The sequence below is a fragment of the Nocardioides pini genome (assembly GCF_026712185.1).
Lineage (GTDB): Bacteria > Actinomycetota > Actinomycetes > Propionibacteriales > Nocardioidaceae > Nocardioides > Nocardioides pini.
Genome location: NZ_JAPPUX010000006.1, coordinates 50269 through 70683, shown reverse-complemented (window position 1 = coordinate 70683; position 20415 = coordinate 50269). Strand labels below are relative to the sequence as shown.

Genomic DNA, 20415 nt, shown 5'->3' with positions numbered 1-20415 from the left:
AGCAGGTGGGGTGGGTCCGGCTCAGCCGAGCTCGAGCACCTCGGAGACCGGCCGTCGCGGGGTGCGGACCGGCGCGGGCCGGGCGGTGGAGCGCCAGCCGACCCGGACCAGCAGGAGCGGGTGGGCCAGGCTCCCGAGCACCTCGGTCCGGAAGGCGGCCCGGGTCTCGGGCACCTCGATCACCTGGCTGAGCGGGACCAGCGCCAGCCCGCCGGTCGTGGCGGAGAGCCACATCGCGCCCAGCCCCTCGCCCGCCCGCAGCCAGGCGGCGGGGTCGTCGTCGGTGTCGAAGAGGACGAGGAGGCCGTCGGAGGCCTCCAGGTCGGGGGCCGAGCGGTCGTCCCAGGCGCTCTGGAAGCGGTTCCGGTGACCGCCGACGAGGTCAGGCCCGGGGGGCAGCGCGTCGGTCGGGATGCCGTCCTCCCCGCCCCGGTCGCGCCACTCGGCCTGCTCCGCCCGTGCGTCGGGGTCCGCCCACTGCAGGCGGTGCGCCCGCCTCACGAGCCGCTCGGCGATGTAGCGCTCGGACTCGTCGGTCAGGGCGACCGCCCGTGCACCCCAGTGGTTGGCGATCCGGGCAAGGTGGGCCTGCCGCTCCTCCGGCACCGGCCAGGCCGTGAAGCGGCGCCGGTCGGTGCAGCGCCGCTCCAGCGCCGCGAGCGTCTCGTCGGCCGTGGCGGGCGGCGGGCCGGGGGAGAGGTCCAAGCAGGCCAGCAGGTCGGGACGGTCGGGGTCGGGGTGCCGGGCCACCCGGCTCTGCCACCCGAGCACCCCGGCGGCGACCTGGGCGTGGTGCAGGGCCGTCCCGCAGCTGAGGAGGAGGTTGCGCCCGTCGGGGTCGGTGTGGGCCAGCTGACGGGTGGGGTCGGCGAACAGCTCGAGGGTGCGGGAACCGCCCCGCCACCGCCACGGCTGGGTGTTGTGCACGCTGGGCGCGCGCGTCGCGATCTCCACGATCCGGTGCAGTGTCTCGACGGGGACGACGCGGGTGGTGGTCATGGCCGGCTCCTCTGCAGTGTTCCTGCTACGAGGGTGCGCGCACGGGGTCCGGGACGGCAGTGCCGTTGGTCCCGGACGGGTGGGCCGTCGGGCTCTGCCCGCCCGGCGCGGGCGCTCCTAGCGTCGTGCCATGAGGACAACGAGCGACCCGACCTCGACCGCCGCACTCACCTTCCTGGGCGCCGTCGACACGGTGACGGGCAGCCGGTTCCTCGTGGAGACCGCCGACGCGCGCGTGCTCGTCGACGCCGGGCTCTACCAGGGCCTGGCGGTCCACCGGCGCCGCAACTGGGACTCCTTCCCCGTCGACCCGGCGAGCATCGACCACGTCGTGCTCACCCACGCCCACCTCGACCACACCGGCTACCTGCCGCGACTGGTCAAGGACGGCTTCGGTGGAGGGGTGACCTGCACGTCGGGGACCGCGGACCTGGCGGCCATCGTCCTGCGGGACAGCGCCCACCTGCAGCAGGAGGACGCGCGCTACGCCAACGCTGCCGGCTTCTCGCGCCACCGTCCCGCGCTCCCGCTCTACGACGACTCCGATGTGGAGAAGGCGCTCCGGCTCGTCGCGCCGCTCGACCTCGAGCACCCGCTGCGGCTGGGACCCGACGTCACCGTCACGCTGCGGCCGGCGGGACACATCCTCGGGTCGGCCGTCGCCGCGCTGCACGTCGGGGAGCACCGGCTGGTCTTCAGCGGCGACCTCGGCCGTCCGCACCACCCGCTCCTGCGTCCACCCGCCGACCCGCCCGAGGCGGACACCGTCGTGGTCGAGTCGACGTACGGCGACCGGCAGCACCCGCCCCCCGACCCGCAGGTGCTGGCCGACGCCGTGACCCGCACCGTGGCTCGCGGCGGGAGCGTGCTGGTGCCCGCCTTCGCCGTCGACCGCACCGAGCTCGTGCTCCTGGAGCTGCGTCGGCTGATGGAACGGGGGGACATCCCGGACGTCCCGGTCTTCGTCGACAGCCCGATGGCCCTCGCGGCGCTGGACTGCTACCGCCACGCGGCGGCGCGCGACGGTCGGCAGCTCCGGGACGGGGCACGCGAGCTCCTCGCCGACCTCGACGGCCCGGACGTGCACGCCGTCCACGACGTCGAGGGGTCGATGCGGCTGAACAAGCCGCGACGCCCCAGCATCGTCATCTCCGCGTCGGGGATGGCGTCCGGCGGCCGGGTGGTGCACCACCTCGCCCACCAGCTGCCCGACCGGCGCAACTGCGTGGTCCTCACCGGCTACCAGGCCGAGGGCACGCGTGGGCGCCAGCTCGCCGACGGCGCCCGCCAGGTGAAGATCCACGGGCACTACGTGCCGGTGCGCGCGGAGGTCGTCGCGCTCACCGACTTCTCGGTCCACGCCGACGCGCACGAGACCCTCGACTGGCTCAGCCGGGCGCCCGTCCCGCCGCGCACCGTCTACGTCGTGCACGGCGAGCCGCGCTCCGCGGCGGCGCTCGCCCGGCGGGTGTGGGAGGAGCTGGGGTGGACGGCCGTGGTGCCGCGCTACGGCGAACGGGTGCTCGTGGACTGACGAGAGGACGAGTGCGCCCCGTCGGAGGGACCTCTGGCCCTGCACCTCGGGGCCCGCGAGGAGCACCGTGTAGGTGTGGCGACCAGCTGCCCCGACCGCGTCGCGGACGAAGGACGCGGGGCAGGTCACGAGGAGGGACACCATGGACAGCAGGACCTCAGGAGCCGTCGTCGTCGGGGTCACGGGCCGCGGACGGGAGACGTCCGCGCTGCGCTTCGCCGCCGAGCACGCACGACGGGAGGGAGCACGCGTGGTGCTGGTGCACGTCGGACGGCTGTCCCTCCCGACCGTGCCCGGACTGGTGGTGACGCCCACCGAGGCGATCGACGTGGCCGAGCGGATCGTCCGTGAGGTCGCCGAGGAGCTCGAGGAGATCGTCGGAGGTCCCGTCGCCCACGACGTCGTCGCGCTGACGGGGGTGCCGTCGCAGGTGCTGGTCGAGCTCAGCCGCGACGCCCGGCTCGTCGTCGTTCAGCACCGCACGTCGACCGCGCTCGAGCGCCTCTTCGTCGGGTCGACGGCCAACGGGGCCGCGGCACGGTGCCTCTGCCCGCTCGTGTCGGTGCCGGCCGGGTGGGAGCCCCCGCCGGGCGGTGTGGCGGAGGTGGTGGTCGGTGTCCACGAGGCAGGCGTGCCGCGTCAGGTGCTCGAGGCGGCCTTCTCCTGGGCCGACCGGACCGGGGCTCCGCTCCGCGTCGTCCACGCGTGGCGTCTCGACGCTGCCTACGACGACATCATCACCCGCCGCGTGGACGCCGAGTGGCGGGAGAAGCAGAAGCGGCTGCTCTCCGCCGCCATCGCGGACCACCGCGACTCCTGGCCCACCGTCCCTGTCGAGGTGGAGGTGCGGCACCAGTGGCCGGCCGACGTCCTGGTCGACGACTCGCGCAACGCCTCCCTCGTCGTGATCGGGCGGCGGGGCGCCCGCGGCTGGATCCCGGAGCACCTCGGCTCCCTGGCCCGGACGGTCCTGCGGGCGTCGATGTGCCCGGTGATGGTCGTGCCGGTCGCCGGCGACTCCACGTCGACCGCGGACTGGGACCTCAGCGCCGACGAGATCGCCCCGCAGGCGTGAGCTCAGGTCGGACCCGGATGATGGCGTCGTGCTGCATCGCCATCCCGTCCTCAGCCTGCTGACCCTGCTCTACCTGGGCTTCGTCGGCCTCGTGACGCTGACGCCCGGCAACGAGCAGCCCGACTACTCGGGGCTGGCCGGCCGGGTGCTGGCTCGCCTCGAGCGCTACCCGGACCTCGACCCGGTGACGAGCCGACTCAGCGTCGAGCGCATCGAGTTCATCGCTAACATCGGCCTCTTCGTCCCGCTCGGGATGTTCCTGCTGCTCCTCGTCGGGACGCGCCTGTGGCTGGTCGCCCTCGCCGCCGGCATCGTGCTCACCTCCATGATCGAGGCCGTCCAGCGGGAGATCCCCGGCCGGGTGTCCGACCCCCGCGACGTCGCCGCGAACTCGATCGGCATGTTCGTCGGCATCGCGCTCGCGATGGTCCTGACGCTGCCCGCGACGCTGCGCCGGAGGCGGGAGCGCGGCTAGCGTCCGCCTCGGGCCGCGTGCTCGCGCGCGGCGGCCACGAGACCGGCCGTGAGCCCGATCTCGACGCGCGTCTCCGGGTGCCACTGGACGGCGAGGGACCAACGGTCGCCGGTGCCCTCCATCGCCTCGAGCGTGCCGTCGACGGCACGCGCGACGGGGGTGAACCCGGGGTGGGTCGCCACCGACTGGTGGTGGTGGCAGCTCACCGTCGTGCGCTCGCCGATCAGCGCGGCCAGCCGTGACCCGGGCTCGGTCCGCACGTCCACCTCCCCGTAGGCGTCGCCACCGGGGGAGTGGGTGTCCTGGCCGACCAGGTCGGGCGTGTGCTGGTCGAGCGAGCCGCCCGCGTGCACGGCCATCAGCTGCATCCCGCGGCAGATCCCCAGCACCGGGAGGCCGGCTTCCTCCGCGGCGTCCAGCAGCGCGAGCTCCCACGCGTCGCGGTCGGGACGCCACCCGGCCGTGCGCGCGTGCGGCTCGGCGCCGTAGCGGCCCGGGTCGATGTCGGCACCGCCGCACACCATGAGTGCGTCGATGCGTCCCACCACGCGGGTCGCCGCCGATGCGAGGGCGACGGGCGGCAGCAGCACGGGCACCCCGCCCGCAGCCTCCACCGCCGCGGCGTACTCCGTGGGCAGCAGGTCCGCCCGCGCGTTCCAGACGCCCCACGCCGCGACCTCGCGGTACGTCGTCAGCCCGACGACCGGTGCCTCGTCCACGGCGGCCTCAGAGCGGGGTGACGTAAGCACCCGAGATGCCGCCGTCGACGAGGAAGGTGGTGGCCGTCATGAAGCTCGACTCGTCGGAGGCGAGGAACAGCACCGCGTTGGCCATCTCCTCGGGCTCGCCGAAGCGGCCCATCGGCACGTGCACCAGCCGCCGCGCGGCCCGCTCGGCGTCGCTGGCGAACAGCTCCTGGAGCAGGGGCGTGTTGACCGGCCCCGGGCAGAGCGCGTTGACGCGGACACCCTCGCGGGCGAACTGCACGCCGAGCTCGCGCGACATCGAGAGCACCCCGCCCTTCGACGCGGAGTAGGAGATCTGCGACGTGGCCGCGCCCATCACGGCCACGAAGGAGGCGGTGTTGATGATCGAGCCGCGCTTCTGCTCGAGCATGTAGGGCAGCGCCGCCTTGCAGCAGAGGTAGACGCTGGTGAGGTTGACCTCCTGGACCCGGCGCCAGGCGTCGAGGTCGGTGTCGAGGATCGAGTCGTCCTCCGGCGGGCTGATGCCGGCGTTGTTGAAGGCGACGTCGACCGAGCCGTAGGTCTCCTTCGCCGTCCGGAAGAGCGCGTCCACCTCCTCCTTCGACGTGACGTCGACGTGGACGTAGGTCACCACGTCGGGGCCACCTAGCTCGGCCGCCAGCGCCTGGCCCGCCGCGTCGTCGATGTCGCCGATGACGACGCGGGCGCCCTCCTCCACGAAGCGGCGCACGGTCGCCAGCCCGATGCCGCTGCAACCGCCGGTCACGACGGCGGTGCGGCCCTCGATGCGTCCTGCCATGGGGTGTTCCCTGCCTTTCGGAGCTGGATCCGGGGATCAGTGGGCGATGAAGACGTTCTTCTCCTCGGTGAACGCGTGGGGCGCGTCCGGACCGAGCTCACGACCCAGCCCGGACTGCTTGTAGCCGCCGAACGGCGTCCAGTAGCGGACCGAGGAGTGGCTGTTGACCGAGAGGTTGCCGGCCTCGACGCGCCTCGACACGCGCAGGGCGCGGCCGACGTCGGAGGTGAAGATCGACCCGGACAGGCCGTAGTCGGAGTCGTTGGCGAGCGCGACGGCCTCGTCCTCGTCGTCGAACGGCATGACCGCGACCACCGGGCCGAACACCTCCTCGCGCCAGATCGCCTCGCTCGTGTCGCTCGACTCGACGACGGTCGGCGGCAGCCACCAGCCCGGGCCGTCGGGTGCGCTGCCGGTGAACGCGATGCTCGCGCCGTCGAGGTAGGCCCTGACGGAGTCGCGCTGGCCCGCCGACACGAGCGGGCCCATCTCGCTCTGCTCGTCGGCCGGGTCGATGACCCGGAGGGCCTTGACCGAGGTCTCGAGGCGCCCGACGAACTCGTCGTACGCCGATCGCTGCACGAGGATCCGCGACCGCGCGCAGCAGTCCTGGCCGGCGTTGTCGAAGACGGCGTACGGCGCGCTGGCGGCGGCCGCGGCGACGTCGGTGTCGGCGAAGACGATGTTGGCGCTCTTGCCGCCGAGCTCGAGCGTCACCCGCTTCACCTGGTCGGCGCAGCCGGCCATGATCTGCTTCCCGACGGTCGTCGAGCCGGTGAAGCAGACCTTGCGGACGAGCGGGTGGGTGACGAAGCGCTCACCCACGACCGAGCCCTTGCCGGGGACGATGTTGAGCACGCCCTCCGGGAGACCGGCCTCGAGGGCGAGCTCGCCGATCCGGGTGGCCGTCAGCGGGGTGAGCTCCGCCGGCTTGAGGACCACCGTGTTGCCGGCGGCGAGGGCGGGCGCGAAGCCCCACGCGGCGATCGGCATCGGGAAGTTCCAGGGGACGATGATGCCGACCACGCCGAGCGGCTCGTGGAACGTCACGTCCGTGCCGCCGGCGACCGGGATCTGCCGTCCGAACAGCCGCTCCGGCGTGGCGGAGTAGTAGTTCAGGCAGTCGCGGACGTTGCCCGCCTCCCAGCGCGCGTTGGCGATGGTGTGACCGGCGTTGAGGACCTCGAGCCGGGCGAGCTCCTCGTTGTGCGCGTCGACCACCGCGGCGAACGCGCGGAGCAGCCGCGCCCGCTCGCCGGGCGCGAGGTCACGCCACGCCGGGAACGCCTCGTGGGCGCGGGCGATGACGGCGTCGGCGTCCTCGAGCGACGCCGAGGCGGGGGAGGCGTCCAGCTCCTCGCCGGTGCTCGGATTGATGAGAGTGCTCATGTCAGACCTTCCTCGCAAGCCCTTGTCACAGCCGCTCGAAGCCGCGGACGAGCTCCCAGTCGGTGACGGCGGCGTTGTAGGCAGCCAGCTCGACGTCGGCCATGTTGGCGTAGTGGTCGACGACCTCGTCGCCCAGGGCGCCCCGGACGACGGACGAGGAGTGGAACGCCTCCCGCGCGGCGGCCAGCGTGTGAGGCACGCGCGGCTTGTCCGAGGCGTAGGCGTTGCCGGTCAGCTCCGGCTCGAGCTCCAGCTCCTCCTCGATGCCGTGCAGCCCGCCCGCGATCATCGCGGCCAGGGCCAGGTACGGGTTGGTGTCGGCACCGGGGATGCGGTTCTCCATCCTCGCGCCGGCCCCGGACCCAACCAGGCGGACGGCGCACGTGCGGTTGTCCAGGCCCCAGCCGATCGTGGTGGGGGCGAACGAGCCGTCGGCGAACCGCTTGTAGGAGTTGATGTTGGGCGCGAAGAGCAGGGTGAAGTCCGCGGCCGTCGCGAGCACGCCGGCGATGAAGCTGTCGTAGAGCGGCGTACGCCCCTGGTTCGCGTCGTCCCAGAACACGAGCGAGCCGTCCTCGCCGCGCAGCGACAGGTGGATGTGGCACGAGCTGCCCTCGCGCTCGTTGGGCTTCGCCATGAAGGTCACGGACCTGCCGTGCTGGGCAGCGATCTCCTTGGCGGCGTTCTTGTAGACGGCGTGGTTGTCGGCGGTCGTCAGGGCGTCGTTGAAGAGGAACCCCACCTCGTGCTGGCCGAAGTTGCACTCGCCCTTCGCGCCCTCGACGTCGAGCCCCGCGGCGTACATGTGGTTGCGGATGTCGCGCAGCAGCGGCTCGATGCGCGTGGTGCCGAGGATCGAGTAGTCGACGTTGTACTGGTTGGCCGGGGTGAGGCCGCGGTAGCCCATGCGGTGCGCGTCCTCGTAGCTGTCGTCGTAGATGACGAGCTCGAGCTCCGTGCCGGCCATGGCGACGAGTCCGCGCTCGGCGAGCCGCGCGAGCTGGGCCTTGAGGATCGCGCGGGGGCTCGCGACGACCGGGCGGTGGTCGGTCCACTCGAGGTCGCACTGGACCATCGCGGTCGCCGGGAGCCACGGCAGCAGCCGGATCGTCTGCTCGTCCATGACGAACTCCATGTCGCCGTAGCCCTGCTCCCACGACGTCATCGCGTAGCCGGCGACGGTGTTCATGTCGACGTCGACGGCGAGGAGGTAGTTGCAGCCCTCGGTGCCGTGACCCACCACGTGGTCGAGGAAGTAGCGCCCGTGCAGGCGCTTGCCCTGCAGCCGGCCCTGCATGTCGGTGAAGGCGAGGACCACCGTGTCGACGTCGCCGGCGTCGATGCGCTGGCGCAGTCCCTCCATGGTGAGGTGGCGGTCGTTGCGCAGCTGGGTCACCGGGTCTCCTATCCCACGAGGCCGCGCAGCAGCGCCGCCGTGTCGTCGCAGTGTTGCTCCATGGTCTTGCGCGCCCGCTCGGCGTTGCCGGACTCGATGGCCCGCACGAGCGCGGCGTGCTGCCGGTCCGAGTGGGCGATGTTGGTGCCGAGCACCGGGATCGCCAGCAGCATCTCGTGCAGGGTCGCCTGCACCGAGGTCACCGCCTCGACGGTCCGCGGCGAGCCGGACAGCGATGCGATCGTCAGGTGGAAGCGGGAGTCCGCCTGCCGGTGCTGCGCCGTCTTCGTGGCGGCAGCCACCTCGGCGTGCGCGCGCTCGAGCTGGCCGAGGTGCTCCTGGTCGAGCGTCGCGCTCGCCGCGAGGTATGCGGCGCCGGGCTCGACGATGCGGCGGAACTCCAGCGCGTCGAGCCAGTCGCCGCGCCGGGCCGCCGAGATCCGGGCGGCGGCCCGGGCGGGCGGCGTCCGCGGCTTCAGCGTGACGACGGTGCCGCCGCCGCGGCCGCGCGTGGTCTGGACCAGACCCGCCTCGCGCAGCGCGGCCATCGCCTCGCGGAGCGTCGCCCGCGAGACGTGGAGCATGGTGGCGAGCTCGCGCTCCGGCGGCAGCGTCGACCCGAGCGGGTAGACCCCCAGGCGGATCGCGGTGGCGAGCTGCTCCACGCACGCCTCGAACGCGTGGTGCCCGCGCACCGGCCGCAGCACCGCTCCGGGCAGGTGCGGTGCGGGCGATGCGGTCACGACCTCATCCTTCGGGGCGACGACGGCCGGCGTCAATCGGCGCCGAGAAGCAATGGTCTGAGTTCATACCATTTTTCCGCCAACGTATTTACACCCGAATCGGGCCGGGTCTAGCGTCCGGTTCACATTCGCACGATCGTCTGTTCGGAGGGTCCGCCATGCCCGAAGCACACGAGCCGGTCCCGGCTCACCACGTCGCACAGCTCAGCGAGGACGAGAAGCACCTGGCGAAGCTCGGCTACAGCCAGGAGCTCAACCGCTCGTGGTCGGGCTTCTCCAACTTCGCGATCTCGTTCTCGATCATCTCGATCCTCGCCGGCTGCTTCACCAACTTCGGCGCCGGCTTCAACAACGGTGGCCCGATCTCGATCTCCTGGTCGTGGCCGATCCTCGGCATCTTCATCCTCATCATCGGCTTCACCATGTCGGAGCTGGTGTCGGCCTACCCGACGTCCGGAGGCATCTACTGGTGGGCCGCCAAGCTCGGTGGCCCGATGGCCGGGTTCTTCACCGGCTGGCTGAACCTGATCGGCCTCGTCGCCGTGACCGCCGGTGTCTCCTACGGCTGCGCGACCTTCATCGACCTGACGATCAGCACGTGGTCGGAGAGCTTCGCCGAGGGCTACTCGCTGACCCGGGTCTTCGTCATCTTCCTGGTCGTCCTGGTGCTGGTGTCGGTGCTCAACATCTTCAGCAGCCACCTGATGGCGGTCATGAACAACGTCTCGGTGTGGTGGCACGTCGTCGGCGCGGCGGCCATCGTGGTGATCCTGCTGTTCGTCCCCGAGCAGCACCAGTCGTTCAGCTACGTCTTCACCGAGCGCTTCAACAACTCGGGCTACTTCGGCGGGGAGACCGGCACGCTCGGGTTCTGGTTCGCCATCGTGCCCTTCGGCTTCCTGCTGACGCAGTACACGATCACCGGGTTCGACGCCTGCGCGCACCTCTCGGAGGAGACCGCCGAGGCCTCGACCGCGGCCGCGAAGGGCATCTGGCAGTCGATCCTCTACTCGGTGATCGGCGGCTACATCCTGCTGCTGACGGTCGTCTTCGCCATCCCCGACGACGCGAGCGGCAACCCCGACAACGCGGGCGTCGGCGCCGGCGGAGTGGCGTACATCTTCGTGCAGTCGATGGGCGCGAACTGGGCGGGGCTCGTGCTCTTCATCTCCGCCTCGGCGCAGTTCTTCTGCGCGACCTCGTGCATGACGTCGGCCTCGCGGATGACGTTCGCCTTCAGCCGCGACGGGGCCATCCCGGGGTCCTCCACCCTCAAGAAGCTGACCGCGACGCGGGTCCCCTCCAACGCCGTGATGTTCGTGGCGTTCTTCTCGGCCGCCGTCACCCTGCCCGCGCTGGTGGAGGTCAACATCGGCACCCCCGACGCCCCGCTGATCGTCCCGGTGGCCTTCTACGCGGTCACCTCGATCGCGGTGATGGGGCTCTACCTCGCCTTCGCGATCCCCATCTGGCTGCGCTGGAAGCACGGCGACCGGTTCGAGGTCGGCACCTGGAACAACGGCGCCAAGTACAAGTGGATGAACCTCGTCGCCGTCGCCGAGATCGTCATCGTCATCCTCTACCTGTCGATGCCGTTCGTGCCGGCCGGCAACCCGTTCAGCGAGACCGACTTCGCGTGGAAGTTCGTCAACTACGCACCCCTCGTGACCCTCGCCTCGCTCGCGCTGCTGGCCGTGTGGTGGAACGTCTCCGCCAAGAGGTGGTTCACCGGACCGAGGACCACCATCGACGAGACGGTCGTGGAGGCGTTCGAGGGCTGACGTCAGCGCTCCGCGAGCCACGCCTCGTACGACACGACCTGGCCGCCGGCGTAGCACTTGCCGTCCGGGACCACGGCCACCGGGACGTCGTACGACGCCAGGACGCGGCAGCGGAACGGCTCCTGGGCGCCGAGCCGCACCGGCGTGCGCCATCCGTCGGCGGTCCGGACGGCGATCTGCACCCAGCCACCGGCGGGGCACGGAGCGAAGTTGCCCATGTCGCTGATGAGCGCGTAGCCGTCCGAGCGCCACGTCTTCACGATCATCGTCGCCGCCGGCCGGCACCTCGGACGCGGGTCGTTCTGCTTCCACAGCCGGGTCAGCCGCCGCTCGACGAAGTCCTGGAACGGCCGGGGGGTCCGGGCGATCCGGTCGAGGTGGTCGAGCGTCACGGTCGCGCCGAGGCCGGGGTAGGTGACCGTCCGCACCGACGCGGCCCCCGGGGCGGGCGCAGCGGTGGAGGCCCCGGTCGGGAGCGCCGCCAGCAGGGTCAGCGCAACGGTGGTGAGGGCAGTGGCCAGGGCGGTGGTCAGGGTGGTGCGACGCATGTGCGGCTCCCGAGTCGAGGCCGCGGATCGGCCGGTCACAGGGATGACGCAGCCGGACCGCCCGAGGTTGCTCCGGACGCAGAAGAACCCCAGGACGTCTCGAAGGACCTCCGGCCCGCCGGAGCGGGCCTGGACGACGACACGACCGCCGGCCCGATCCGGTCCCTCCGACTGTGGCCGCGAGACGGCGTCGTCCTCGACGCGGCGTCTCTCCACGTCACTTCACCTCCGACCGGAGGACGTTGACAACGGCGACGACCATCGGGACGACCAACCACACCAGACTGGTCACCGCCAGGTGGGACCATCCGTCGCCGGTCAGGGCGCCACGCAGGATCGCGTCCTGGTTGTACTTCGCGTCGACCCACGGCCGGGCGTCGGCGAACCACTCCTGGTTGAGTGCCAGGAACGCCAGCAGGCCGGGAGCCACGAACCCGTACAACATGTAGGCCACGATGGCGCCCGAGCTGTTGCGGATGAGAGCGCCCAGAGCGAACCCGGTGAGGAGCAGCAGCGTCTGCCCGAGCGCGAAGTAGCCGACGTCGGCCCATCCTTGGTCCCACACGGGGTCGATACCGGCCAGGGTTGCGCCCGCGAGGGTGCCGAGAGCTCCGACACTGAAGGCTGCCACTGTGGCCGGCACGGTGACCAGGACGGCGGCGACGGCCTTCGCGGTCAGGACCTTGCCGCGGTGCGGGACGAGGGTGAAGGTCGCGAGACCGGAGCGCTGGCTCCACTCCGACGTCACCGACAACACCGCGATGATGGGCAAGATGATGGTCATGGGCACGCCGATGGCAAGAGTGAACTGGCTGTACGTCAGCTGCTCGGCCGGAGACCACGCAATGATTGCGCCGGTCGTGAGTACCGCGGCCAAGCCTAGGCTGGCGAGCAACCACATACCCGAGCGGGTGTCGAAGCTCTTGCGCAGTTCCACGCCGACGAGGCGAACAACCGGGACGGGAAGAAGCGCCGTCCGGGACGGGAGGGCCGAGCGGGACGTCACGGCCATCGGCGCGGTGTGGGTGCTCATGCGACTGCTCCTTGCAGGCTGGGTGTCTCCGCGGCCGCGGCCGCTTCGGTGGTCGGGTGGCGGTCGCGCTGGGTGTCGGCGGTCAGGGCTAGGAACATCTCTTCCAGGCCGGCGCCGTCGGCGGACCGCAGCTCGGTGAGGGCGATGCCGGCGGCCGCGGCAACCTGGCCGACGGTCTCGGGGTCGGTGTCGACGCGAAGGACGACCGGGTGGTCCACGCCCGAAGTGCCGGCGGTCTCGACGAGCTGGTGGGTCACCTCGGACGCGGTGAGGGCGCCCGAGAGAGCTGCGGGACTTCGGGTGGCGGCGTGGGTGCCGGCTCCGGCGAGGAGGTCGGCCTTGGTGCCGGCCGCAACCACGCGACCGTGGCCGATGACGACCAGGTCGTCGGCGACGACCTCGATCTCGTGCAGCAGGTGCGAGGACAGAAGCACGGTGGCGCCGCGGTCGGCGTACCCGCGGAGCAGGTCCCGCATCCACCTGATGCCGGCGGGGTCGAGGCCGTTGGCGGGCTCGTCGAGGATGAGGACCTCGGGGTCGCCAAGGAGGGCGTGGGCGAGGCCGAGACGTTGCCGCATGCCCAGCGAGTAGTCCCGCAGGCGTCGTCCGGCCTCGTCCTCAGTAAGGGCCACGGTATCGATCACGTCGTCGACTCGTGCGCTCGGAAGGGCCATGGTGCGCTGGGCGATGGTGAGGACCTCACGACCGGTGCGACCGGCGTGCTGGGCGGAGGCGTCGAGGAGGACGCCGACCTCCCTGCCCGGGTTGGGCAGGTCCTTGAACCGGCGACCCAGGACCTGTGCGGAGCCTCGGTCGGGCGGGGTGAGTCCGACCAGGACCCGCAGGGTGGTCGACTTCCCGGCCCCGTTCGGGCCGAGGAAGCCGGTGACGCGTCCCGGGAGGGCCGTGAAGGTGACGTCGTCGACGGCGGTGAAGGTGCCGTATGTCTTGGTGACGGCGTCGACGGTGATCATCGCGCCACCGCCGCTGCCTCGTCATCCGTCGTGCGTGGGGTGTCGGTGGGGGTCTTGAAGCCCTTGACGATGAGGTAGATGCCGAAGCCGAGCTCCCAGAAGAACTCCGGGGCGGCGGAGAGGCTCTGGAAGGCACCGCCGGGCTCGATGAGGTCGAGGACGGCGGCGGAGCCAGTGAGGACGATGCACGTGCCGCCGATGAGGCCGAGCGCGGCGAGCGGGCGGGGCACCAGGCCGGAGCGCCACATCATCCAGCCGAGGACGAGGCCGTTGCCGACACCGACGACGAATTGAGGGCCGAGGTTGAACGTCCACTGCTGCATGGTGAGGAAGGCGTTTCCGACGACGGCCAGGCCGGCGGCGGACTGGTCGTCGGCGGCCGCGTAGTCCTGTCGCATCGTGACGACGCTGAGGACGGCGAGGATGCCGACACCGATGAAGACGCTCTCCATGATGCGGGCGGCGATGAAGGCGAGCCCGAGGTTCGGGTACCTGTGCTTGACGACGGTGTACAGCGCGGTGGCGGTGCCGATGTTGGCGATGATGAGGATGCACTCTGCGAACGCGCCCCACAGGACGCGGGTGTCGTCTCCGGGGCCGGTGATGTAGTTCCCGTCGAACAGCGGCGGGTAGAACCCGATCTTGGCTGCGATGGAGGTCACGTAGGTGACGATGAACAGCCAGCCGACGATGGTGGCGGCCCGGCGCGTCGGATTGGGGGTCGTCTGGCGGGGAGCGGTGACGCTCGTGGTGCGCTGGGTGGTGGTCATCTGGGGCTCCTGGGTGCGTCGATGAAGGCGGTGGATGGGATCAGGCCGTCGGGCCGGGTTCGGTCCGGGTGACGGAGAGGAGCGGGACCCCGAGGTCGCGCAGCTTGTGCAGCAGTCCGTGAAGGGCCGCCTGGTCGGTGACGGGGCCTCGCAGGGCGGTCGTGCCGTCGTCGGCGCGAGACAGGTCGAGGCCGTCGAACCAGGCAGTCCAGCGGTCGTCGAGTCGGCCTTGGACACGGATCTCGTACCAGTCACCGGCCCGGGCGCCGGCCGGTTCGCCCGTCGTAGCGGGGGAGGTGTCGCTGCTGCTCATGGCGCGAAGCTAGGAACGGACCTGATGAGAGCGCGTCATCACAGGTGATGACAGCGGTGATGAACTTCGTCCGGTTGGCGTGGGGGCAACCGAGGTGGCGTCAGAGACGCAGCTGGTGGGCCCGACGGACTGCGGCGCGGCGGTTGTTCACGCCGAGCTTCATGTAGATCCGTTGGGTGTGGGTACGCACGGTGGGCAGCGACACGTTGAGGTGGCGGGCGATGGCGGGACCGTCGAGGTCCGAGCCGAGCAGGCGCAGTACGTCGAGCTCTCGAGCGCTGAGCGGTGCGACCAGAGCCGCGCCGCCTCCCGGGCCTTCCGAAGCCCCTCGAGCGGCGACGGTGACCGCGTCGCGAGAGGCGGCCGCCACAGAATCCGCGAACGCCGATCCTCCGGGCGTCAACGCCAGCAGGCCCTGGATCCGCGGGTCGGCATCGAGGAACGGGCGCACCCAGCCGACGGCATGCGCGAGAGCGCTGACATCCGTCAGCCACGAGAGCGCCTTCTCATCGTGACCAGCAGCGTCGGCAGCCAAGGCCAGCAGGATGGAGGTCTCGACGACGGTGGCCGTGCGAGAACCGGCGGCGGCGGAGTCCCGGAGCCGGCTCAGCAAGGCGGCTGCCGCCCCCAGCATCGCCGAGTCGCCCGTCTCCTCGTGCTCGGCCATCAGGAGCAGCGCGAAGGTGACGTTCTCGTACTCGCGCAGGTAGCTGAGGTCGTCCTGGAGGGCCACTCCCGCCTTGGCGGCCCACTGCCGTGCAGCGGCGAGATCGCCGTGGCGGATCTGCAGCCTTGCGCGCACGGCGGGCACGGGCCGGACGTTCGGCAGGAAGTCGCTGTTGAAGAGTCGCTCCGCTTCGACCAGCAGCGCGTCTGCGGCCTCGTGCTCGCCACCGCTTTCGCGAAGGGTGGCCATCGCGACACGCCATCGGTACGGATGTTGCGGAAGGCCGGCGTCGTCGCCGAGGTCACCCGCAGCCCGTAGATGATCTGCGGCCTCGTCGGACTCGCCCCGCTCCCACGCCACACGCGCCAACGCCAGCCGCATGTCCGCCGTCCCGCGCACGACGTCCACCTGCAACCGGTCCTGGGCTGCGTCGGCGAGGTCGAGTGCGTCCTGTGCGGCCCGCTGGGCGGCGTCGAGGTGGCCCAGCGCCAGCTCCAGGTCGACCACCGTGACTGTGCAGGCAAGCACGTCGGCGACGTAGTCCACAGCTGCGAGTCCCCGGGCGGCGGCCCGGTAGCTGTCCAGTGCCGCTACGAGGTCTCCGACCGTCCACGACGCCAGCCCCTTGAGCGCGGACGCGGATGCGACCGTCAACTGGTCTGAGGCACCCGCCCGCTCCAGCGCGACGTCGGCCTGCTGAAGCGTCGCTTCCAGGTCTCCAGACACCAGGGCGAGGCCGGAGCGATGGGTCGCCACGACCGCAGGCAGTCGCCGCCACTCTGCCTCGTCTCGCACCACCATGTCGATCGGCGGCGAGGCCAGCGTGGCCTCGATGGCGTCGAGGCGCTCGCTCACACCGTCGAAGACATTGCTCGCCATCAGGCCACCGGCCAGGTTGCTCGCGAGGACCGGCCGGCGCGCCAACACCTCCGACGGCACGGCCGGCACCCAGCTTCGTAGCAGCCGCTCGGCCCGGCGCCGTCGAAGGTCTGGAGTGGCGACCTCGATGAGGTCTGCTGCACGGTCCACGTCGCCCGCCGCGAAGGCGTGACGGACCGCCGCCTCCACGTCCCCCGCCTGCTCGTACCAGCCGGTCGCCCGCCCGTGCAGCACCGGAATATCACCTGGACGCTCGGCCAGCAGCCTCGCATGCAGCACGTCGGCGAACAGGTGGTGGTAGCGGTACCAGCGTCGGTGGTCGTCGAGCGGCACCAGGAGCAGGTTGCGTCGTTCCAGCAGCTCGAGCACAGCACCGCCGGCCATGCCGTCGACGGGGCCGGCGACCGCATCGCACAACGGGCCCGAGAGCCGGTCCAGCACCGAGGTGTCCAGCAGGAACCGCCGCAGTGGACCGGGCTGCTGGTCGAGGACCTCGTCGGCCAAGAAGTCGACGACGAAACGGTCGTCGCCGGCGAACGACGCGATGAACCCCGAGGAGTCGTCCCGGCCCCGCAACGAGACTGCGGCCAGCTGCAGCGCTGCGACCCATCCTTCGGTCCGGGTCTCCAAGGTCTCGACGTCAGACGTTGTCAACCCGAGGTCATGGACCTCGTTCAGGTAGTCGCCGGCCTCGTCGAGGGTGAACCGCAGGTCTGCGGCACGGAGCTCGACCAGCTCCCCGCGAGCGCGCAGCCGTGACAACGGCAGCGCCGGATCAGCGCGCGTTCCGAGGACCAGCCGAAGTTGTGGCGGCCGGTGCTCCAGGAGCAGCGCGACCGTCTCGCTGACCTCGGGGGTGTCGGCGAGGTGGTAGTCGTCGAGCACCATGGTCACGTCCTCGGCGCGGACACTCAACTCGTTCACCAGGATCCCGATGACATCTGTCAGCGTGCCGCCGGCTGACTCGAGGACGCTCAACGCGGTGGCGGCCGAGCCGGAGCTCACGGCGTCAAGAGCATGGAGGACGTAGGTCCAGAAGCGAGAAGGGTCGCCGTCCCGCCGGTCCAGAGACACCCACGCCACCGAGGCTGCGTCACCGTAGGCCGACGCCAACAGCGTGGACTTCCCGAAGCCGGCGGGCGCAGACACCAGCACCAGGGCGGCGTCGTGGGCGCGCTGCAGCTCCTCGGTCAGGCGAGCACGGGCCACCAGCCCCGGTCGGGGTCGCGGCAACGTGAGCTTGGTCTGCACCAGGGCGTCAACCATCGGCGCTCCCTCCCAGCAGCCTTCTCGAAGCCTAGGGGAGGAGGCAGCACGGGACCTGCTCAATTCGGGTCAAACCTGACCGGCGCTCCTGTCGTAGCTCCTCCGAGCGGGGCCATGCTGGTTCCGACAGCAACCCTTCCTTGGACAACCACACGGGGGAGCCGTGCCCGGACCCGCGCATCGCGACGATGGCCGCGCGCTCGGCACCGATCCTGTGCCGCCGAGCCGGGTGGGATGGAGCTTCATCGCCCTGTATGCGCTCTCCTACACCGGAGGGTCGCTGCTGTTCCTCGCGCCCCTGCTCGTCTCGCTCGCCCTGAAGGTCCGAGACCTCGTCGGCGCCGACGCCGCTCCCGGCAACCTCGCCCTGGTCGCCGGAACCGGGTCGCTGCTCTCGATCATCGCGAACCCGCTGTTCGGCAGGCTCAGCGACCGCACCACCAGTAGGTGGGGCATGCGGCGCCCGTGGATGGTGACCGGCGTGGCGGTCGGTGCCGTCGGGACGATGGTGATTGCAACCGCACCGGACGTCGGCACCGTCCTGCTCGGCTGGTGCCTGTGCCAAGTCTTCTTCAACGCCACCCTCGCCGCGCAGACGGCCGTCCTCGCCGACCAGGTCCCGACAGACCAGCGTGGGGTCGTGGCTGGCGTCTTGGGCCTCGCCGTTCCCATCGCATCCGTGACCGGCACGTACCTCGTTCAGCTCTTCGACCACTCGACGGTGCTCATGTTCGCGGTGCCGTGCGCCGTGGGAGGTGTTGCCGTCCTGCTGTTCGCGTGGCGCCTGACGGACCGACGCCTCGATGGAACCGGCAAGCCGCCGTGGTCCCTGCGCGAGCTCGCTGCCACGTTCTACGTCAGCCCCCGCAGCAACGCCGACTTCGCGTGGGCGTTCCTGTCCCGGTTCCTGCTCGTCACCGCTTACGCGTTCCTGGTCACCTTCCAGACCTTCTTCCTCCTCGAACAGATCGGCAGCGCCGAGGATGCGGTGCCCCGACAGGTGTACCTCGGCACCGTCGCCCAGTCAGTCGCGCTGGTCATCGTCGCCCCCGTGGCCGGGCGCATCTCCGACCGGGTCGGGCGACGCAAGGTGTTCGTGACCGCGGCAGCGATCGTCTACGCCGGCGCCCTGTTCGTCATCGCCGCATCCACCTCTGTGAACGGGTACCTCGTCGGCATGGCGATCGGCGGCGTCGGATTCGGCATGTACATGGCCGTCGACCTCGCGCTCGTGGTCGACGTGCTCGCCGACCCCCTCACCGCTGCAAAGGACCTTGGGGTCCTCAACATCGCCGGCGCCCTGCCCTTCGCTCTTGCGCCAACCATGGCGCCAGCCATCCTGGCTCTCGGCGGCGGCAGCTACGCCGTCCTGTACGCGGTCGCCGGCGCGTGCGCGCTCGGCGGCGCCCTCGCCGTAGCGCCCATCAAGAACGTGAGGTAGCGACCGCCCGTTGTGCAACAGCCTGGATGGCAGTGCGCCTCATCGGCGTCCTGGACGAGTGGATTGCTCGCGAGCCGGTCGCGGAGTCGGCGCGGGCGTGTCGAGCTCCGCTGCGTCGAGCCGGAGGCGCTCGGCCCTGCCCAGCCGTCCTCGGAGAGCGATGAGGATGAGCGCCATGACGACGATCGCGGCACCGAGCGCGGCCAAGGGCCTCGCCTGCCCGACCAGCAGGTCGGCGGCGATCCCGTCCACGTTGTTGGAGCGGTTGAAGGACGTGTGGGTCGCCGCGACGACGAGGAGGCTGTTGCCGGCGCCGCGCATCACGCCGCCGAGCAGCATCCGGATGATGATGCACAACACCATCAGGACGGTGAACTGGGGCAACAGGTCGGCGGGACTGTCGATCTCGCGCGCCACCACCCGGATGGGAATGTGCACCAGCGCGAACGGCACGGCGGTGAGCACTGCGGCGACCAGGAGGCCGTGGGCTCGCTCGAGCCGGGTCTGGAGGAAGCCGGCCCAGCTCGTCTCCTCCGCGACGTTGATCAGCAGGAGCGCCACCACGGCGGCGACGAGCTCGTCGACCAGCGCGCTGGGGGACGGGGCGACCACGCTGTCGCCCAATGCTGCTGCCAGTGCCACCGTGACCACCGGGATCGCGGCGACCGCCACCAGCCACCACCTCCAGGGGACTCGCCAGCGGGTGACCCTCGCGAGCATCACCCGCACACCGGGGGGGCCCTCGACGACCCGCGTGACGGTGATCGTCGTGACGAGGAGGACGAGCACGAGGACCACGCTGGACGCCTCCTCCATGTCCGAGCCGATCCGTGACGGGATCGACCGGCCGGGTAGGTGGCCGCGGTCCACCAGGATCATGAGGCCGAGTGCGGCGTACGACGTGAGCAGAGCGGTGAGGGTGAAGACCGCGGTCGCGTGTCTCGCGACCCAGGACTGTGCAGACCCGGCCCGCGACTCGTCCCCGGTCATCAGGCGACCCGCCCAGCGGTCGCGCACGGGGTCGCGGACAGGGCGTTCCTCTGCTCTTCTGCGCGAACCGAGAAGACGTGCGTGTCACGCCAGCGGCGGCCCACCCAGACATCGTGCGGGATGGTCTGCTCCAGGTGCATCCCCAGCTTCTCGAGGACGCGCGCGGATGCGACGTTCGTCGTGTCACACGTCGCCGTGACCACCCTCATCCCGAGCTCGTCGAACGCGAATCGTACGGCGTGACGTGCTGCTTCGGTGGCGATGCCACGGCCCCAGACGTCGGGGTGGACCGCGTAGCCGACCTCGGCGATCCCGGCCTCGACGTCGACGACCGTGAGCTCGACCAGTCCGACCACACGGTCGGACTGGACGACGCTGAGGACATGGCGTACCTGCGGCACCTGGTGGGCTGCCTCGATCGCCGCGACGACGTACTCACGTGTCTCGACCGCGCGGTTGGGGCCCCAGGCCTGGTACTGGGTGACGTCCGGTCGGCGGGCCCACTCGTGGATGCGGGGCCAGTCGCCCAGGCGCACCGGGCGCAGGTGGACGTCGACGCCGGGCTGGCGCAGGGGCCGGGTCGTGGTGCGGGTCATGGTGGCTCCTCCTTCGTAGATCTGGTGACGCGACTCTGCG

Annotated in this window: 19 protein-coding genes; 5 read left to right on the top strand and 14 right to left on the bottom strand. The window is 71.3% G+C overall.

Annotated elements, in window-relative coordinates; genetic code table 11:
- Window positions 1-21: 21 nt before the first annotated feature.
- Window positions 22-999, bottom strand: coding sequence for an Acg family FMN-binding oxidoreductase (locus NYO98_RS20080; protein ID WP_268113629.1), 978 nt, complete (start codon window positions 997-999; stop codon window positions 22-24).
- A gap of 130 nt (window positions 1000-1129) precedes the next feature.
- Here NYO98_RS20080 and NYO98_RS20075 point away from each other — a divergent pair, with 130 nt between their 5' ends.
- The 3 genes from NYO98_RS20075 to NYO98_RS20065 all read left to right on the top strand — a co-directional run bounded on the left by NYO98_RS20075 (window position 1130) and on the right by NYO98_RS20065 (window position 4083).
- On the top strand, window positions 1130-2533 hold the full coding sequence (locus NYO98_RS20075) for an MBL fold metallo-hydrolase RNA specificity domain-containing protein (protein ID WP_268113628.1): 1404 nt from the start codon (window positions 1130-1132) through the stop codon (window positions 2531-2533).
- Window positions 2534-2675: 142 nt separating this feature from the next.
- Complete coding sequence (locus NYO98_RS20070; RefSeq protein WP_268113627.1) at window positions 2676-3608, top strand: universal stress protein; 933 nt, start codon at window positions 2676-2678, stop codon at window positions 3606-3608.
- A 28-nt stretch (window positions 3609-3636) separates the two neighbouring features.
- Entirely contained in the window at window positions 3637-4083 is a 447-nt protein-coding gene (locus NYO98_RS20065) for a VanZ family protein (RefSeq protein ID WP_268113626.1), read from the top strand.
- Here NYO98_RS20065 and NYO98_RS20060 read toward each other — a convergent pair.
- From NYO98_RS20060 to NYO98_RS20040, 5 genes are read right to left on the bottom strand one after another with little or no spacing between them, the layout of a single operon-like run.
- Window positions 4080-4802 (bottom strand): gamma-glutamyl-gamma-aminobutyrate hydrolase family protein, encoded by a 723-nt coding sequence (locus NYO98_RS20060; protein WP_268113625.1) that lies wholly within the window; start codon window positions 4800-4802, stop codon window positions 4080-4082. The genes NYO98_RS20065 and NYO98_RS20060 overlap by 4 nt on opposite strands.
- Window positions 4803-4809: 7 nt before the next feature.
- Entirely contained in the window at window positions 4810-5589 is a 780-nt protein-coding gene (locus NYO98_RS20055) for a 3-oxoacyl-ACP reductase (RefSeq protein ID WP_268113624.1), read from the bottom strand.
- A 36-nt stretch (window positions 5590-5625) separates the two neighbouring features.
- On the bottom strand, window positions 5626-6978 hold the full coding sequence (locus NYO98_RS20050) for an aldehyde dehydrogenase family protein (RefSeq protein WP_268113622.1): 1353 nt from the start codon (window positions 6976-6978) through the stop codon (window positions 5626-5628).
- A gap of 25 nt (window positions 6979-7003) precedes the next feature.
- Window positions 7004-8374, bottom strand: a complete 1371-nt coding sequence (locus NYO98_RS20045; protein ID WP_326494467.1) for a glutamine synthetase family protein — start codon at window positions 8372-8374, stop codon at window positions 7004-7006.
- An 8-nt stretch (window positions 8375-8382) separates the two neighbouring features.
- Window positions 8383-9117 (bottom strand): FadR/GntR family transcriptional regulator, encoded by a 735-nt coding sequence (locus tag NYO98_RS20040; RefSeq protein WP_268113621.1) that lies wholly within the window; start codon window positions 9115-9117, stop codon window positions 8383-8385.
- 158 nt (window positions 9118-9275) lie between these two features.
- Between NYO98_RS20040 and NYO98_RS20035 the strand changes: the two genes are divergently transcribed.
- Window positions 9276-10898 carry an amino acid permease gene (locus NYO98_RS20035; protein WP_268113620.1) on the top strand — a complete coding sequence of 541 codons (1623 nt, stop codon included), beginning with the start codon at window positions 9276-9278 and terminating at the stop codon, window positions 10896-10898.
- A gap of 2 nt (window positions 10899-10900) precedes the next feature.
- Here the strand turns inward: NYO98_RS20035 and NYO98_RS20030 are convergent, their stop codons facing one another.
- The 6 genes from NYO98_RS20030 to NYO98_RS20005 all read right to left on the bottom strand — a co-directional run bounded on the left by NYO98_RS20030 (window position 10901) and on the right by NYO98_RS20005 (window position 17087).
- A complete protein-coding gene (locus NYO98_RS20030) occupies window positions 10901-11446 on the bottom strand; it encodes a hypothetical protein (RefSeq protein ID WP_268113619.1) in 546 nt (181 codons plus the stop codon).
- 217 nt (window positions 11447-11663) lie between these two features.
- Window positions 11664-12479, bottom strand: coding sequence for an ABC transporter permease (locus NYO98_RS20025; RefSeq protein WP_268113618.1), 816 nt, complete (start codon window positions 12477-12479; stop codon window positions 11664-11666).
- Window positions 12476-13453, bottom strand: a complete 978-nt coding sequence (locus NYO98_RS20020; RefSeq protein ID WP_268113617.1) for an ABC transporter ATP-binding protein — start codon at window positions 13451-13453, stop codon at window positions 12476-12478. The genes NYO98_RS20025 and NYO98_RS20020 overlap by 4 nt, the downstream gene beginning before the upstream one ends.
- Window positions 13450-14223, bottom strand: a complete 774-nt coding sequence (locus tag NYO98_RS20015) for a DUF4386 domain-containing protein (RefSeq protein WP_268113616.1) — start codon at window positions 14221-14223, stop codon at window positions 13450-13452. The genes NYO98_RS20020 and NYO98_RS20015 overlap by 4 nt, the downstream gene beginning before the upstream one ends.
- Window positions 14224-14263: 40 nt before the next feature.
- Entirely contained in the window at window positions 14264-14536 is a 273-nt protein-coding gene (locus NYO98_RS20010) for a hypothetical protein (protein ID WP_268113615.1), read from the bottom strand.
- A 100-nt stretch (window positions 14537-14636) separates the two neighbouring features.
- Window positions 14637-17087, bottom strand: a complete 2451-nt coding sequence (locus tag NYO98_RS20005; RefSeq protein WP_268113614.1) for a LuxR C-terminal-related transcriptional regulator — start codon at window positions 17085-17087, stop codon at window positions 14637-14639.
- 424 nt (window positions 17088-17511) lie between these two features.
- On the opposite strand from NYO98_RS20005, the gene NYO98_RS20000 reads away from it, so the two are divergent.
- Window positions 17512-18789, top strand: a complete 1278-nt coding sequence (locus NYO98_RS20000; protein ID WP_268113613.1) for an MFS transporter — start codon at window positions 17512-17514, stop codon at window positions 18787-18789.
- Between the two features lie 39 nt (window positions 18790-18828).
- On the opposite strand, the gene NYO98_RS19995 is transcribed toward NYO98_RS20000, so the two are convergent.
- Window positions 18829-19779 carry a CPBP family intramembrane glutamic endopeptidase gene (locus NYO98_RS19995; RefSeq protein WP_268113611.1) on the bottom strand — a complete coding sequence of 317 codons (951 nt, stop codon included), beginning with the start codon at window positions 19777-19779 and terminating at the stop codon, window positions 18829-18831.
- Complete coding sequence (locus tag NYO98_RS19990; RefSeq protein WP_268113610.1) at window positions 19779-20375, bottom strand: GNAT family N-acetyltransferase; 597 nt, start codon at window positions 20373-20375, stop codon at window positions 19779-19781. Before NYO98_RS19990 ends, NYO98_RS19995 begins: the two co-directional genes overlap by 1 nt.
- Between the last annotated feature and the right edge of the window lie 40 nt (window positions 20376-20415).